Origin of the sequence: Pseudomonas sp. YL2 (genome assembly GCF_023063025.1) — a bacterium.
Lineage (GTDB): Bacteria > Pseudomonadota > Gammaproteobacteria > Pseudomonadales > Pseudomonadaceae > Aquipseudomonas > Aquipseudomonas putida_A.
In genome coordinates, this window is the sequence record NZ_JAJSLU010000010.1 from 170,305 (window position 1) to 185,873 (window position 15,569).

At 60.2% G+C, this 15,569-nt stretch carries 16 protein-coding genes and 1 pseudogene; 12 read left to right on the top strand and 5 right to left on the bottom strand.

Annotation, left to right across the window (positions count from 1 at the left end):
- Positions 1–155: 155 nt before the first annotated feature.
- From LVD08_RS16120 to LVD08_RS16155, 8 genes are all read left to right on the top strand, one after another.
- Positions 156–935, top strand: a complete 780-nt coding sequence (locus LVD08_RS16120; protein ID WP_139054586.1) for a YqcI/YcgG family protein — start codon at positions 156–158, stop codon at positions 933–935.
- On the top strand, positions 935–1,774 hold the full coding sequence (locus tag LVD08_RS16125) for an arginase family protein (RefSeq protein WP_049827968.1): 840 nt from the start codon (positions 935–937) through the stop codon (positions 1,772–1,774). Before LVD08_RS16120 ends, LVD08_RS16125 begins: the two co-directional genes overlap by 1 nt.
- Entirely contained in the window at positions 1,767–2,624 is an 858-nt protein-coding gene (dapF, locus tag LVD08_RS16130; RefSeq protein WP_247268625.1) for a diaminopimelate epimerase, read from the top strand. Before LVD08_RS16125 ends, dapF begins: the two co-directional genes overlap by 8 nt.
- Positions 2,611–3,573: a cysteine synthase A gene (gene cysK, locus LVD08_RS16135; protein ID WP_247268626.1), complete on the top strand. Its 963-nt coding sequence runs from the start codon at positions 2,611–2,613 to the stop codon at positions 3,571–3,573. The genes dapF and cysK overlap by 14 nt, the downstream gene beginning before the upstream one ends.
- Positions 3,574–3,621: 48 nt before the next feature.
- Positions 3,622–4,773, top strand: coding sequence for a homoserine O-acetyltransferase MetX (gene metX / locus LVD08_RS16140; protein ID WP_247268627.1), 1,152 nt, complete (start codon positions 3,622–3,624; stop codon positions 4,771–4,773).
- A complete protein-coding gene (locus tag LVD08_RS16145) occupies positions 4,760–5,503 on the top strand; it encodes an SDR family oxidoreductase (RefSeq protein WP_247268628.1) in 744 nt (247 codons plus the stop codon). Before metX ends, LVD08_RS16145 begins: the two co-directional genes overlap by 14 nt.
- A 48-nt stretch (positions 5,504–5,551) precedes the next feature.
- Positions 5,552–6,466 carry an ATP-grasp domain-containing protein gene (locus LVD08_RS16150; RefSeq protein WP_096795625.1) on the top strand — a complete coding sequence of 305 codons (915 nt, stop codon included), beginning with the start codon at positions 5,552–5,554 and terminating at the stop codon, positions 6,464–6,466.
- Between the two features lie 108 nt (positions 6,467–6,574).
- Entirely contained in the window at positions 6,575–7,165 is a 591-nt protein-coding gene (locus tag LVD08_RS16155; protein ID WP_096795624.1) for an NUDIX domain-containing protein, read from the top strand.
- A 128-nt stretch (positions 7,166–7,293) separates the two neighbouring features.
- Here the strand turns inward: LVD08_RS16155 and LVD08_RS16160 are convergent, their stop codons facing one another.
- A complete protein-coding gene (locus LVD08_RS16160) occupies positions 7,294–7,809 on the bottom strand; it encodes a methylated-DNA--[protein]-cysteine S-methyltransferase (protein ID WP_135295455.1) in 516 nt (171 codons plus the stop codon).
- Positions 7,810–7,959: 150 nt separating this feature from the next.
- Here LVD08_RS16160 and ggt point away from each other — a divergent pair, with 150 nt between their 5' ends.
- A complete protein-coding gene (gene ggt / locus LVD08_RS16165) occupies positions 7,960–9,687 on the top strand; it encodes a gamma-glutamyltransferase (protein WP_097088076.1) in 1,728 nt (575 codons plus the stop codon).
- Between the two features lie 69 nt (positions 9,688–9,756).
- A complete protein-coding gene (locus LVD08_RS16170; protein WP_247268629.1) occupies positions 9,757–10,290 on the top strand; it encodes a cysteine hydrolase family protein in 534 nt (177 codons plus the stop codon).
- A gap of 516 nt (positions 10,291–10,806) precedes the next feature.
- On the opposite strand, the pseudogene LVD08_RS16175 reads toward LVD08_RS16170, so the two are convergent.
- A pseudogene (locus LVD08_RS16175) lies at positions 10,807–11,097 on the bottom strand (TetR/AcrR family transcriptional regulator); the annotation flags it as partial.
- A gap of 240 nt (positions 11,098–11,337) precedes the next feature.
- On the opposite strand from LVD08_RS16175, the gene LVD08_RS16180 reads away from it, so the two are divergent.
- Entirely contained in the window at positions 11,338–11,973 is a 636-nt protein-coding gene (locus LVD08_RS16180) for a hypothetical protein (RefSeq protein ID WP_247268630.1), read from the top strand.
- Between the two features lie 42 nt (positions 11,974–12,015).
- On the opposite strand, the gene LVD08_RS16185 is transcribed toward LVD08_RS16180, so the two are convergent.
- Positions 12,016–12,561, bottom strand: coding sequence for a hypothetical protein (locus LVD08_RS16185; RefSeq protein WP_247268631.1), 546 nt, complete (start codon positions 12,559–12,561; stop codon positions 12,016–12,018).
- Positions 12,562–12,644: 83 nt separating this feature from the next.
- On the bottom strand, positions 12,645–12,935 hold the full coding sequence (locus LVD08_RS16190) for a DUF7693 family protein (protein ID WP_247268632.1): 291 nt from the start codon (positions 12,933–12,935) through the stop codon (positions 12,645–12,647).
- 158 nt (positions 12,936–13,093) lie between these two features.
- On the opposite strand from LVD08_RS16190, the gene LVD08_RS16195 reads away from it, so the two are divergent.
- Entirely contained in the window at positions 13,094–14,539 is a 1,446-nt protein-coding gene (locus LVD08_RS16195) for a SulP family inorganic anion transporter (protein ID WP_247268633.1), read from the top strand.
- Positions 14,540–14,652: 113 nt separating this feature from the next.
- Here LVD08_RS16195 and LVD08_RS16200 read toward each other — a convergent pair whose 3' ends face one another.
- On the bottom strand, positions 14,653–15,546 hold the full coding sequence (locus LVD08_RS16200) for a DMT family transporter (RefSeq protein ID WP_096795618.1): 894 nt from the start codon (positions 15,544–15,546) through the stop codon (positions 14,653–14,655).
- Positions 15,547–15,569 lie beyond the last annotated feature (23 nt).

Below are 15,569 nucleotides of genomic sequence, written 5' to 3' on the forward strand. Positions count from 1 at the left end.
GACCTGTGGCCGGTCTTCTGATTCCAGAGGCAGATCAAGTAAGCAAGTTGTCATGCCAGACGTAAGTTCGTGGCAGGTGTGACAGCGCAAAGTGCCAGACGGCTGGATGCCACACTCGGCCATCTCTCTAAGTTGTGCAGCATAAAGGAATGAGTATGCGGAACTTTGATGCGCAGGTTTCTTATCGGGTCATGCTTTCTCAGGATGAGATTAATCATCGTGGGGCCGGTTGGGAAAAAGAGGCTTTGAATGAACTGGAAGAGCGACTTGGAGCAGGGTCCGACTTTCCCTGCATCTTTTCCAAGAATGCATTCAAGAAGTCTTCGATCAAGTTTGTATTTGTCGACACTTTGGATGCTCAAGGGCTGGCGAAACTGGCTGAAGGCTTGAAAGAGTATGTGACGCTTTCCAGAACATGGAGTGGTTCAATCGAGGACGCTTATCCGCTCATCGTGTTCTTTTCAACCGATGCGATATCGGCGAGTACCGCGCAGGAGTATCAGGCCGCCGGGTGGGGCGTGCTGCAGAGCCTGCACTGGCTGGATGAAAGCCCGTGGCCGGACAGCGTCGATGTCGACCCGGAGTCACCGTTCTGGTCGATGTGCTTCGCGGGAATGCAACTTTTTGTGAATATGAGTTCTCCCGCACACAAACTTCGCAAGAGCAGAAACCTCGGGTCGAGATTTGCGCTGGTGATTAATCCGCGTGAACGCTTCGATGTATTTGCCGGCGATACCGTGGGCGGACGTAATGTTCGCGCCAATATTCGCAAACGCATCCTTAAATATGATTCGGTGCCCCACGCCTTGCAATTGGGCGGCTTCGGCTCTGACGCCAAAGAGTGGTGGCAATACGGTTTGATTGAAGAAAATGCAGAGCGCACGGATGTTTGCCCGTTCAAACATTCCAGCCATGAAAATAAAGAGGAAGCCTGATGTTCAAGTTGATTGTATCCAACGGCAGAGTGGCAGACCGCACGGCATTTACCCGTATCGGCGCGTTGAAGGCCGCGTCGGCACTTGAAGCAAAGTACGGTGTAGCGCCGCTGTATATCGGTGACGGCAGCTGCGAGCCGGCGGCCGATGACTGGACAGTCAGTCTGCCGGCAGGACGTGAGCAGATCGATTCGCTGCATCGCGCCGTGGCCTGTGCGGTAGAGGAGCAGCAACTCACAGTGGTCATCAACGGCACCTGCCCGGCCAGCCTGGGCAGCGTACCTGCGGTGGCCAGACATTACCCGGACCTTTGTCTGGTGTGGGTCGATGCCCATGGTGACTTCAATATTCCGACGACCACTGACACGGGCTACCTGGGCGGGATGGTGGTGTCGGCATTATGTGGCCTCTGGGACAGCGGCTGTGGCGCCGGCGTGCGTGCAGAGAACGTCATTCTGGTCGGCGCGCGCGACATCGACGGGCAAGAGCAGCGTCTGCTGAGCGCCAATAATGTGCGCACGCTTTCTCCGCAGCAGGCAACCGCCGAAGCGGTGCGCAGCGCGATCGGCCAATCGAAGGTCTGGGTGCACATCGATTGGGACTCTCTTGAGCCTGGCTACGTGCCCGCCGACTACGCAGTGCCTGACGGTCTGCTGCCGCAACAGCTCGCGGCGATCCTGGGAGCAATTCCGCTGGAGCAGATCGTCGGCCTGGAAATCGCCGAGTTCAACGCCTCCTGCGATGCGGCGACGGCACAGCGTGCGACCCAGTGCATCATCGATATCGTTGACCCGCTCCTCTCCAAAGCGTGTCTTGAGGCGAGTGTGTGCCATGCATAAACCGCCTGCTGCTGACCGGCTGCGTTTCAGCAAGATGCACGGTGCGGGCAATGACATGATCATTCTCGATCTGCGTGATGCGCAGGATCCGTCGCGCGAATTGTGCAAGTACCTGGCTAATCGCCATAAAGGTATCGGCGCCGATATGGTCCTGGGCGTCAAGGCGGCGCGCAATCCATCGTCCGTGGCCTCGTTCGATATCTGGACGGCGCAGGGCGAGTCCTCCCGGCAATGCGGCAACGGCGCGCGGTGTGTCGCCGCATGGCTGGTTCGGGCAGGCCTGACGGAGGCGTCCGAGTTCACCCTCGACAGTCCCTCCGGTACCCACCGGGTCCGGGTCATGAAGGACGGCAACTATCAGATCAGCATGGGCGCACCGAATTTCTCGCCCGCCGCCATCCCGGTGTTCGGCTTCGACCAGGTGCAGTCGGCTTATCAACTCGAACTCGCCGGGCAACACCTGGCGTGTTCGGCGGTATCGATGGGCAACCCGCACGCGGTGATCGAAGCCGAGCGTGATCAGTATGAGATTCCAACTGTCGGCAGTGCCCTGCAAAACTCCGGGTATTTCTCCCCTGACGTCAACGTCGGGTTTGTACAGCTGCAATCGCGCAACAGGATAAAACTCAAGGTCTACGAATTCGGCGCAGGCGAGACGCTGGCCTGCGGCAGCGGTGCCTGCGCGGCGGTCGCGGTGCTGGCGCGGGCCGGGCGGGTCGACCGCTCGGTCGATGTCGAACTGCCCGGCGGAACCCTTGAAGTGACATGGGAGAGTGACTTGTCCGCGATGTACCTCTCCGGCCCTGCTGAATTCGTATTTGATGGAGAACTCGCTCATGCCGTTGTATGAAAGCATTCTGGACACGATCGGCCGTACGCCAATCGTCAAGCTGCAAAGGCTCGCCCCGGAACAGGTCAGCATTTATGTGAAGGTCGAGTCGTTCAACCCCGGCGGTTCGGTCAAGGACCGGCTGGCGCTGGCGGTGGTACTCGACGCCGAAGCCAGAGGCCTGTTGAAGCCTGGCGATACGATCGCCGAATGCACCTCCGGCAACGTCGGCATTGCGTTGGCGATGGTTGCCGCGGCGCGCGGCTATAACTTCGTGGCGATCATGTCCGACAGTTACTCGATCGAACGGCGCAAGCTGATTCGCGCCTATGGCGGCAAGGTTCTGCTGTTTCCTGCTCACCTGGGCAGCAGCGGCGGCAACCAGATTGCCGATGAACTGGCGCAGAAGTTTGGCTGGTTCAGATCGCGACAATTCGATAACCCGGCCAACCCTTCCTATCACCGCGAAACCACCGCCACCGAAATCCTCGGTGATTTCGCCGGTAAACGCCTGGACTACTTTGTCACCGGTTTCGGCACCAGCGGCACACTGACCGGCGTTGGCCAGATGCTGCGAGTCGCGCGACCCGCCGTGCAGATCGTTGCCGCAGAACCGGAAAATGCTGCGTTGCTGTCGGGCGGCACCTGGGGCGTGCACCAGATTCAGGGACTCGCGCCCAACTTCACGCCGACCATCATGGACAAGACCGTCATCGACAAAGTCCTGACCGTGAACGAGTACGAAGCACGTGACACTTCGCAGCGCCTGGCCAGGGAGGAGGGGATCTTCGTCGGCATTTCTTCGGGCGCCTCGGTCGCCGCAGCGTTGAAGGTTGCCGAGACCGCAGCGTCCGGTTCCGTGCTGCTGGCCATGCTGCCGGATACCGGTGAACGTTATCTCTCGACCTTCCTGATGGATGGCATCGCCGAAGGTTCCGACGATGACTGGTTGCAGTCGCTCGAGCCATAACAGGCAACCGGTTACTTGGCGAAGCAGGCGCTCTAAGGGATTAGCATCATGGTGGAAACTCTTCCGGCAGCAGATTACATCGAGTTCGCGCGCCCGTTTCCAATGCATCGTGGAGGTGTACTGGAAGATTTCAGGCTGACGTATGAGACGTTCGGGCAACTGAATGATCGTCGCGACAACATCGTCCTGGTGCTGCCCGGCATGTCCGCCAACAGCCACGTCTGCAGTGTCGCTCGCGATCCTGAGGCGGGCTGGTGGGAGGACTTTGCCGGTTCAGGCAAGCCGATCGATACAGACCGCTGGTATGTGATCTGTTTCAACTATCTGGGGGGTTGCAAGGGCTCGACGGGGCCGCTGTCCACCGAGCGGGCGAGTGGCAGGCCTTACCAGTCGCGCTTTCCCGAGCTGAGCATCGAAGACATCGTCGACACGATCGTCATGGCCGTGAAAGCGCTGGGCATGGCGCAAGTGACCTGCCTGATCGGCGCTTCGATGGGTGGCATGTGTGCGCTGGCCCTGTTGACCCGGTATCCGGGGTTTGTCCGGCATCACATCAACCTGTGCGGCGCGGCCAGTTCGCTTCCCGTGTCCACGGCCTTGCGTTCATTGCAGCGGGAAGCCATTCGCAGTGATCCGCTGTGGGCCGGTGGCGAGTATTCGCCGGATGCGCGCCCGATTCACGGCATGACGCTGGCCCGCAAGATCGGCCTGTTGAGTTATCGCTCCGGCGCGCAATTGAATCGCCGTTTCAGCCGCAGCGATCAGGCGGCGGGGAAATCCGCCGGCATGACCCACGACTTTGAAGTCGAGGATTATCTGCAGGCCAATGCCTGGCGATTCGCGCGGGATTTCGACCCTAACAGTTATCTGCAGCTAAGCCGCGCGATTGATCTTTATGCCTGTCTGACGCTGCCGCAGGGCGGTTTTCAGACTGCCGGGCTGGAGCAGGTTCTGGTGGTCGGCGTCGAGAGCGACACGCTGTTTCCTGTCGCGCAACAGCAGCACATCGCTCAAGGGCTCGAGCAGGATGGTGCCGAGGTGACCTTTGTCCGGCTCGATTGCCCGGACGGCCACGACGCCTTTCTGACCGATCTGCGGGCGTTCGGGCCGCTGCTGGAACATTTCATGAATCGTATTCGTTCCGTCCTTCCTGCGGGCAGGGCGGAGCGTTGTCTGGAGTTGCACGATGAACGATTTTGACAAGGTTGCATTGGTGACCGGTGCCAACCGTGGCATCGGTTTCGAGGTGGCGCGACAACTGGCCGCCGAGGGCGTGACGGTGGTACTCAGTGGCAGGAATTATCAGGCTGTCGCTCAGGCGGCCGACGAGTTGGTCGGCATGGGCCTGAAGGCGTTCCCGTGCCTGATGGATGTCACGGATGAAGACAGCATCGCCTCGGCGGTCAAATTGCTGGAGGCGAAGTTCGGTCGACTGGATATTCTGATCAATAACGCGGCGATCCGTATCGAATCATACGGGTTGAACCCTTCGCAACAACCACTTCAACAGTGGCGCCAGACGTTTGAAACCAACCTGTTCGGCATGGTCGCGGTGACCCAGCATTGTCTGCCGCTGATTCGCCAGTCTGCGGCCGGGCGCATCGTCAACGTATCCAGTCTGCTGGCATCGCTCACCACCCATACGGACGTCGATTCCTACGCCTATTCACCGATGTTCAAATCCTTGCCGGGCTACAGCGCCAGTAAAAGCGGGGTGAATTCGTGGACGGTTCATCTGGCATACGAGCTTCGCGATACGCCCGTCAAGGTCAATGCCGTGCACCCCGGTTACACCAAAACCGGCATGAATGACGGCGCCGGTGATCTCGATGTGCAGGAAGGCGCGCGGACCAGTGTCGCTCTGGCATTGATTGGTGCCGATGGCCCCACGGGCACTTACCGCCATCAGGACCGCGTGATTCCCTGGTGAGTCGTCGCTGTTTTTCTGCTTCCAACTGTTCAGTAGAAAGGATTCTTCATGATTAAGCTTGCACTCGTCACCGATAAGCCGAACCTGCACATTGACTACGACATGCCGCCATTGCTGGAAGCCTGCAAGCAACTGTCGATCAACGCCGATGTGTGTTTCTGGGACGATCCGTCAATCGATTGGGCGGCGTATACCGCCGTATTGATCCGTTCACCGTGGGACTGCATTGAAAACCTCGACGAATTCTTTGCCTGGTGCGACAAGGTGCATGCACTGACCTGCCTGTTGAACGTGCCGTCCGTGGCCCGATGGGGCTTGAACAAGTTGTACCTGAAGGACATTGCTGCGCGCGGTGTGCCGATTATTCCCAGTGTATTCCTGGCGCCCGACGACGCTCCCGAGGGTTATCTGGCTGACTTCCTCGACGCGAACACCGACAGCCACGAATTTGTCGTCAAACCGACGATCGGCTCGTATTCGCGCGGGGTGAAAAGATTTGTCCGTGGCGGTTCCGAGGCCGCGCTGGCACACATTCGCGCGCTGCAAAAGCGCGGTTCGCACGTGATCATTCAGCCGTACATCACCACCATCGACACTTACGGCGAGACGGACCTGACCTTCTTCGATAACACCTTCAGCCATTCCATCCGCAAGGGCGCCATGCTCATGGCGGACGGTACGGTGAACGTGCCGACCCCCGAATTTCGCCAGCCGCGCGAGGCGGATGCCGAGGAGCAGGCGGTGGCGCTATCGGCGCTGGTGGCTTCTGCCGAAGTGCTCGGGCTTGAGCTGCCGTTGCTCTACGGCCGGGTCGACGTGATCCGCGACTATGACGGTCGGCCGATGATCATGGAAATGGAGATCTGCGAGCCTTCGCTTAACCTGCCGTTTCGCGCCGACAGTGCGATGAACCTGATCAAAGGCGTGCTCAAGCGCATCGACCGGCACCTGGTCGATCTCTGACACCATCCGCGAACACCAGTAAACAAGCCCGACAGCATTGCCGGGCTTTTTTTGTGCGCGCGATTATTCGACTATGGGCGTTTTCCGATGGCACAAGGAACAGGCGTCATGACCAAGACAGCCGAGCGGGTCAACATTGTCGATACTCAGGTGTTGTCCCACGACTGGTATCTGTTGCAGAAAATCACCTTCGACTATCTACGCAACAACGGTGACTGGCAGCGGCAGACTCGCGAAGTCTACGACCGTGGCAATGGCGCGGCGATTCTGTTGTTCAACCGCGAAAAGCGCACGGTGGTGCTGACCCGCCAATTCCGCTTGCCGGTGTTCGTCAACGGCCACGACGGCTTGTTGATCGAAGTGGCGGCGGGGCTGCTGGAAGGTGCGGCGCCGGAACAGCGGATCCGCGACGAGGCCGAAGAGGAAACCGGTTACCGCGTGCATGAGGTGAAGAAGGTCTTCGAGGCCTACATGAGCCCCGGCTCGGTGACCGAGAAACTGCACTTTTTTATCGCCGAATACGACGCGAAGTCGAAGGTCAGCGAGGGCGGCGGCCTGGAAGAGGAAACCGAAGAACTGGAAGTGCTGGAGTGGCGCTTCGATGAGGCACTGGCGGCGTTTCAGCGCGGCGAGATCTGCGACGCCAAGACCATCATGCTGTTGCAGTATGCGGCGATGAATAATCTTTTCGACAGCTGATTCAGCGTCAATCCATTGTGGCGAGGGAGCTTGCTCCCGCTGTGCTGCGCAGCGGCCCCAGGTTTTTACCCGTGCTGCACACTGGAGCGGGAGCAAGCGCCCTCGCCACACATATGGCATTTACAGGGTTAAAACAGGTCGCCTGTTCTACCGACATCAGACCAGTCACCGCCCTCCAGCGTCAGCAACCGCTCTTTGGCCTCAAGCCCGCCCGCAAACCCGGTCAACTTCCCCGACGCGCCGATCACCCGATGACACGGCGCCACAATCGAGATCGGGTTACGCCCGTTAGCCGCGCCCACCGCACGCACCGCCGTCGGGTTGCCGATCTGCTCGGCGATCTGGCTGTAAGTGCGCGTCTCGCCAAAGGGGATGGTTAGCAGCGCCGCCCAGACCTTCTTCTGAAAATCGGTGCCGACAAAATCCAGTTCCAGGTCGAAGCGGTCACGCTTGCCGGCAAAATATTCCTCAAGCTGCTGCGCGGTTCGCTGCAGCAGCGGATTGTCCGGCGCTTCGCTCATCGGACCGAGGCGCACCCGGCCCGGTTTGTCGTTTTCCCAGAGGATGGCCGCCAGTCGTGAGCCGTTCGCAACCAGCTTCAATTCGCCGACCGGTGAGGGCAGGGTGATGAACGTGTACGACATGGGCAGAACTCCGGATCGGTACGGCGAGAGCGCCCAGCATACTGCCTGAGCGGGGAGGCGCAAATCGCAATAGCGACCATACTGCTTGGTGCTTTTGCTGCGTTCCCCTCTGTTCTGCACAGAACCCGAAAACAAAAAAGAGATCGACTCATGAAGTACGAACCTTTGGCCAAAACGCTGATTGCGACGTCACTGGCACTGAGCTGCCTCATGGCCCACGCCGCTTCCGTAGCACCGGTTGCCGCCGAAAACGGCATGGTGGTCACCGCTCAACACCTGGCCTCGCATGTCGGTGTCGATGTGTTGAAAAACGGCGGTAACGCGGTGGATGCGGCGGTCGCTGTGGGCTATGCGCTGGCGGTGGTGTATCCCGCCGCAGGCAACCTCGGCGGTGGCGGTTTCATGACCATTCAACTGGCGGACGGGCGCAAGACCTTCCTCGACTTCCGCGAAAAAGCCCCACTGGCGGCGACTGCCAACATGTATCTGGACAAGGACGGCAACGTCGTCCCGGATCTGAGCACTCGTGGTCACCTCGCCGTGGCGGTGCCGGGCACCGTGTCGGGCATGGAGCTGGCGCTGAGCAAGTACGGCACCAAACCGCGCAAGGACATGATCGCTCCGGCGATCAAACTGGCGGAAGACGGCTTCGAGCTGGAGCAGGGCGACGTCGATCTGTTGGACTACGCCACCGATGTGTTCAAGAAGGACATGCGTGATTCCGGCTCGATCTTCCTGCACAACGGCGAGCCGATGCAGGTCGGGCAGAAGCTGGTGCAGAAGGATCTGGCGAAAACCCTGCGCACCATTTCCGAAAAAGGCGCTGACGGTTTCTATAAAGGCTGGGTGGCCGACGCCATCGTCACGTCCAGTCAGGCCAACAAGGGCATCATCACCCAGGCCGACCTCGACAAATACAAGACCCGCGAACTGGCCCCGGTGGAGTGCGATTACCGTGGCTACCATGTGGTTTCGGCGCCACCGCCAAGCTCCGGCGGGGTGGTGATCTGCGAGATCATGAACATCCTCGAAGGCTATCCGATGAAGGATCTGGGCTTCCATTCGGCCCAGGGCATGCACTATCAGATCGAAGCGATGCGCCACGCCTATGTGGATCGCAACAGCTATCTGGGCGACCCGGATTTCGTGAAGAACCCGATCGAGCACCTGCTGGACAAGAACTACGCCACCACGCTGCGCAATGCGATCCAGCCGCAGAAGGCCGGGATCTCCGCCGAGCTGAAACCCGGCGTCGCCCCGCATGAAGGCAACAACACCACGCACTATTCGATTGTCGACAAGTGGGGCAACGCAGTGTCGGTGACTTACACCCTCAACGACTGGTTCGGCGCCGGGGTGATGGCGAGCAAGACCGGTGTGATCCTCAACGACGAGATGGACGACTTCACCTCCAAGGTCGGCGTGCCGAACATGTACGGTCTGGTGCAGGGCGAGGCCAATGCCATCGCCCCGGGCAAAACCCCGCTGTCGTCGATGAGCCCGACCATCGTCACCAAGGACGGCAAAGTGGTGATGGTGGTTGGTACGCCGGGTGGCAGCCGCATCATCACCGCGACCTTGCTGACCATGCTCAACGTCATCGACTACGGCATGGGCCTGCAGGAAGCGGTCGACGCGCCGCGTTTCCACCAGCAATGGATGCCGGAAGAAACCAACCTCGAAGACTTCGCCGCCAGCCCGGATACGAAGAAGATCCTCGAGAGCTGGGGCCACAAGTTCGCCGGGCCGCAGGATGCCAACCACATCGCCGCGATCCTGGTCGGCGCGCCGTCACTGGGCGGTAAACCCGTGGGCAAAAACCGTTTCTACGGGGCCAACGATCCACGGCGTAATACCGGGTTGTCATTGGGTTATTGAGCGGCGTAAAAAGGGCGGCGGGGCTTGGCTCCGTCCCCTGTCTCAAGGATCGATCAAGGAAGGCCCATCATGTCTAGCGCATTGCTGATCATCGACGTCCAACAGGCTCTCTGCTCGGGCGAGTATCAGTGCTTCGACATCCACCGTGTGATCGACACCATTAACCAGCTCAGCACGCGTGCGCGTGAGGCGGGTGTGCCGGTAGTGCTGATTCAGCATGAGGAAAAGGACAGCCCGCTGGCCCATGGGGCCGAAGGCTGGCAACTCGCCGAAGGCCTGCTGACGACAACGCAAGACCTGCGCGTACGCAAAACCACCCCTGATTCGTTCTACCAGACTGACTTGGGCAAACTGCTGGCCAGCGAAGACTTCGAGCGCCTGATCATCTGCGGGCTGCAGACCGACTACTGCGTCAACGCCACCGTGCGCAGGGCGCACGAACTGGGCTACGACGTGGTGCTCGTCGCGGACGCTCACTCCACCGTCGACAACGGCAACATGAGCGCCGAAGACATCATCGCCGAACACAACAAGGATCTGGCGCACCTGACCGGCGCGACGGCCCGGGTCGACGTCAAACCCGCAGCCGAGATCACTTTCTAAAACCAGCGCATACCCCTGTGGGAGCGAGCTTGCTCGCGAAAGCGGTGGGCCTGTGACGCATGTGTTGGCTGACCCGACGCCTTCGCGAGCAAGCCCGCTCCCACAATGATTGAGGGTGTTCACCAATTCCCACGCCCAGCACAAATCCCCTGTGGGAGCGGGCTTGCTCGCGAAAGCGGTGAGTCTGTGACGCATGTGTTGGCTGACCCGACGCCTTCGCGGGCAAGCCCGCTCCCACAATGATTGATGGTGTTCACAGATTCCCTTGCCCAGCACAAATCCCCTGTGGAGCGGGCTTGCTCGCGAAAGCGGTGGGCCTGTGAAGCATGTGTGGGCTGACCCGACGCCTTCGCGAGCAAGCCTGCTCCCACAATGATTGGTGGTGTTCACAGATTCCCTTGCCCAGCACAAACCCCCTGTGGGAGCGGGCTTGCTCGCGAAAGCGGTGAGCCTGTGACGCATGTGTGGGCTGACCCGACGCCTTCGCGAGCAAGCCCGCTCCCACAATGATTGATGGTGTTCGCGGGCGATGCGGATGCGCGCGGCGATGTAGGCGCGCAGCCCGATCATGGGATCGTCGCTTTCGCGCAACGCCGCTGAGGCTTCCAGCAGCGGTTCGACAAACTCCAGCAGAACCTTGGAATAGAGGTTTTCCTTGGTCTGGAAGTAGTAATACAGGTTGGCCTTGGGCACGCCGGCGCGGGCGGCGATGTCGCGGGTCTGGGTGGCGTCGAAGCCGTTGGCGGCAAATTCTTCGCTGGCGGCGGCGAGGATCAGTTGCTCGTTGCGTACGCGGATGGCGCTCATGGGAACACGGTGTGAATAGAAGGCATGGGCAGATACGGGCAATTTCGGTTTCGCAATATACAAAACTATATAGCGACGAAGCCAGCAACTGTTCCACTTGCGACAGGGCTGAGCGGATATTTTTGTGTAAATTTTCTGATTCAGTCTTTCCTCACGCGAGCGCTCTCTCTAGAATCCGCCCCGCCTCCGCAATGGAGGCTCATTGCTATCATTTGGCTCGGTTCACATAGGGAAGACAACATGCAATTCGGGAAAATCCTGGCGCTGGGCCTGGTGCTTGCGCTCGGTGGCTGTGCCAGTTTCACCAAAGACGAAGTGGCGCCGGTCAAACTGCCATCGATGGCCAGCTACGCCAACAAACCCAATGTCTATGTGGACTTCGACTTCTATCAGGGCGAGCCGAAAAGCGCTTCGGCCGTAGAAGTGCCGCAGGCACGTGACCAGCTCAAGCCTGAGCTGCAAAAGATTCTGACCGATTCGGGCCTGTTCGGCCGTGTCACCCTGGACGAGTTCCAGAAGCAACCGGGCGACTACAGCCTGCGTCTGAAAATGTACAACCATCCGCCGAATGCCGGTTCGATGGTACTGGGCTTCATCAGTGGTTTCAGCCTGGGGGTGATCCCGGCATACGGTACCGATCAGTACACCATGAGCCTCGAAGCCGTGGACGGCACAGGTCAGGCCCTGACCACCGCGAGCAACCATGATGCGGTCGGAACCTGGATCGGTATCTGGTTCATTCCGCTGATGGGCAACACCCCGAAGGCGGCGGTCAACGACACCTTCACCCGTCAGGTCAATGCGCTGCTCAAGCAGATGATCGACAACAACAACCTGAAATACTCGGCACTCGAGCCCCGTACTCCACGGGCCTGATGGCAAAAAAAAAGAGCCGCAATCGCGGCTCTTTTTTCGCCCTTACTTCAGGGCCTGGATGAACTGAGGATCGCTGTACAGTTCTTTCAGCAAGTCACGCAGCATCGGGTTGTAGGCGTTGACCGCGTTCGGAATCGCAATGAAACCAAAGAAGCTGCTGCTCCACTGGCTGCTGACATGCTTGGTCGCGTCGTATACCACGTTCTGCCCATTAAGCAGGGTGAAGCGTGCAGCGAGTTCGCCATCGCCCGTGCCCATGCCGGCCGACAGGTTGTTCTTCACCACCAGCACTTTCAACTGACGCTGAGCCTGCGGATCAAGCAGACCGGCCTTGCGCAGTTCTTCGGTGATCGCGTCCTGGATATGCGCCGGGATGCTGCCGGATGGCGAGCGCACCGGGTTGGCCCGCACAGTCAGCGAACCTTTGCCAGACTCGGCAGTTACCTGAGGATTGCTGATCGCTTGCAGGGGCGGGGTCTGCTTGAGCTTCTGAACGTTTTCGAAGCTCGGCTCATAGCGGGTCATGGTCATGCCACAACCTTGCAGCAGCACTGCCAGCATCGGGATCAACAACAGAGACTTTTTCACGGCGTTTCCTTGCGTGAGGAATAAGGGGGGGCGAATTATGGGCAGAGTGCCATCATTGAGCAACCGACTTCACCGGGAAGCGCTCAGAGCTTCAACAGATTCTCGATCTGCGCCAGTTCCCAGGTACTGAGCAGATTCACCGGGTCGGTGCCGTAACGGCTGTTGAATTGCCATTCGCGGCCATCCGGGCAGCGGCACTGTTCACAGTGATGCAAGTGCCCACCCTCAAAATCAAGCAACAGGCGCCAGCCCTCGACATCGACCGTAACCAGTCCGCTATCAGCGGGCGTCTCGGATCTGTTGAACATCAGCACGCCCAGCGCAGCCTCGCGCAAGCGCTGGCAAACGTCGCGGGCGGTCAGCAGTGCAGTCATGGTCGTACTCGATGGGGGCAGAAGCGCGTCAGGATAAATCGCGCGTCGACGGGTGTCAGCGATCACTGGCCCGATTCCGAACTATTCCGTAACATTCGCACCCCTCATTTTCGCGAACATCCGCGGCCACCCTCGTTGGCCGCTCAGTCAGGTAAGCCATGAAACCGAAACGTCTGCGCGCCGATGTCCTGGCCGGACTCACCACCTCGTTTGCCCTGTTGCCCGAATGCATTGCGTTCGCGCTGGTGGCGCATCTCAATCCGCTGATGGGCCTGTACGGCGCCTTCATCATTTGTACGCTGACCGCGTTGTTCGGTGGCCGGCCGGGAATGGTCTCCGGGGCGGCGGGTTCGATGGCGGTGGTGATCATCGCGCTGGTGGTGCAGCACGGCGTGCAGTACTTGCTGGCGACGGTGTTGCTCGGCGGTTTGATCATGATGGCGTTCGGCTTGTTGCGCCTGGGCAAACTGGTGCGCATGGTGCCGCATCCGGTGATGCTCGGTTTCGTCAACGGCCTGGCGATCATCATTGCACTGGCGCAACTGGAGCATTTCAAGAGCGGTGAACATTGGCTCAGCGGCACGCCGCTGTACCTGATGACCGGGCTGGTGCTGCTGACCATGGCCATCGTCTACATCCTGCCGCGCCTGACCCGCGCGGTGCCGCCAGCATTGGTGGCGATCCTCGGCGTGGGCCTGCTGGTCTACCTGTTCGGTCTGCCGACGCGCACCCTTGGCGACATGGCGCACATCGCCGGCGGTCTGCCGAGCTTCGCGCTGCCGGACATCCCGTGGACGCTGGAAACCCTGCGCATCATCGCCCCGTACGCGATTCTGATGGCGCTGGTCGGTCTGCTGGAAACCCTGCTGACCCTGAACCTTACCGACGAAATCACCGAAACCCGCGGCTACCCGGATCGCGAGTGCGTGGCGCTGGGCGCGGCGAACGTGGTCTCCGGCGCATTCGGTGGCATGGGCGGTTGCGCGATGATCGGCCAGACCGTGATCAACCTCAGCTCCGGCGGCCGCGGGCGTTTGTCCGGGGTGGTGGCGGGGGTGCTGATTCTGCTGTTCATCCTGTTTCTGTCGCCGCTGATCGAGCGTATTCCGCTGGCGGCGCTGGTAGGGGTGATGTTCGTGGTCTCGCAGCAGACCTTCGCCTGGGCTTCGTTGCGGGTGTTGAACAAAGTACCGCTCAACGATGTACTGGTGATCATCGCCGTGACCACTATCACCGTGTTCACCGACCTGGCCACTGCCGTGCTCTGCGGGATCATCATCGCCGCGCTGAATTTCGCCTGGCAGCAGGCCCGCGAGTTGTACGCCGATGAGCATCTGGAAGCCGACGGCAGCAAACTCTACCGCCTGCACGGCACGCTGTTTTTCGCCTCGACCACGCCGTTCCTCAACCAGTTCGACCCGGCCAATGACCCAGTACGAGTGACCCTCGATTGCCGGCATTTGAGCTTCGTCGATTACTCGGCGATTGCCGCGTTGAAGACCCTGCGCGAGCGTTACGAAAAGGCGGGCAAGGAGCTGCAGGTGTTTCATCTCTCCGAGCGCTGCAAGAAGCTGTTGAAACGCGCCGGCGTCGAACACCACTGAGTGCAGTTGTGGGCGCGGCTTGCTCGCGAAGGCGATATGTCGATGAAACGGTATCGACTGCCATTACGCCTTCGCGAGCAAGCCCGCTCCCACAGCGGCGATGCCAAAGATCACTATCGGGAAAATTTCTTCGCCCCGGCCACACAAAGAATCACGCCCACCGTCACCACCAGCATGCCGATGCTGACTTGCTCATGCAGCAACGTCGCTGCCAGCGCCAGGCCGAAAAACGGTTGCAGCAACTGCAGTTGACCAACCGCGGCAATCCCGCCCTGGGCCAGACCGCGATACCAGAACACGAACGCGATCAGCATGCTGAACAGCGAAACGTAGCCCAGACAGACCCATGCCGACACGCTGATGCCGCTGAAGGATGGTGGGGCCAGCCACAGGCTCGCAATTGCCATCGGGGGCAGCGACAAGACCAGCGCCCAACAGATCACCTGCCAGCCACCCAGGGTGCGCGACAGTTTTGCGCCTTCGGCATAACCCAGACCACAGACCAGAATCGAGGCCAGCATCAGCAGGTCACCGGTGGGCGAGGCGGACAATCCCTGTGACAAGGCGAACCCCACCACCAGAGCACTGCCGAGGATCGAGAAGAACCAGAATACCGGGCGCGGACGCTCGCCACCGCGCAAGACGCCAAACAGCGCAGTGGCCAATGGCAGCAAGCCGACAAAGACGATCGAATGCGCCGATGTCACGTGCTGCAATGCCAACGCCGTCAGCAGCGGGAAACCGAGTACGACGCCCAATGCCACGATCAACAACGAAAACCACTGATCCCTGGACGGTCGCCGCTCACGGAACAACCACAACAGGGCAACGGCCAGGACGCCGGCAATGGCGGCGCGCGCGACGGTGAGAAACACCGGGTCAAACTCCAGCACGGCCAGGCGCGTCGCCGGCAGCGAGCCGCTGAAGCACACCACGCCAATAAAGCCGTTGATCCAGCCGCTGGTTTTTTCCAGTGCCGGGTTGCTCACGTTTGAAGTCCGTTCCATACGATTCACACTCATTGTGGGTT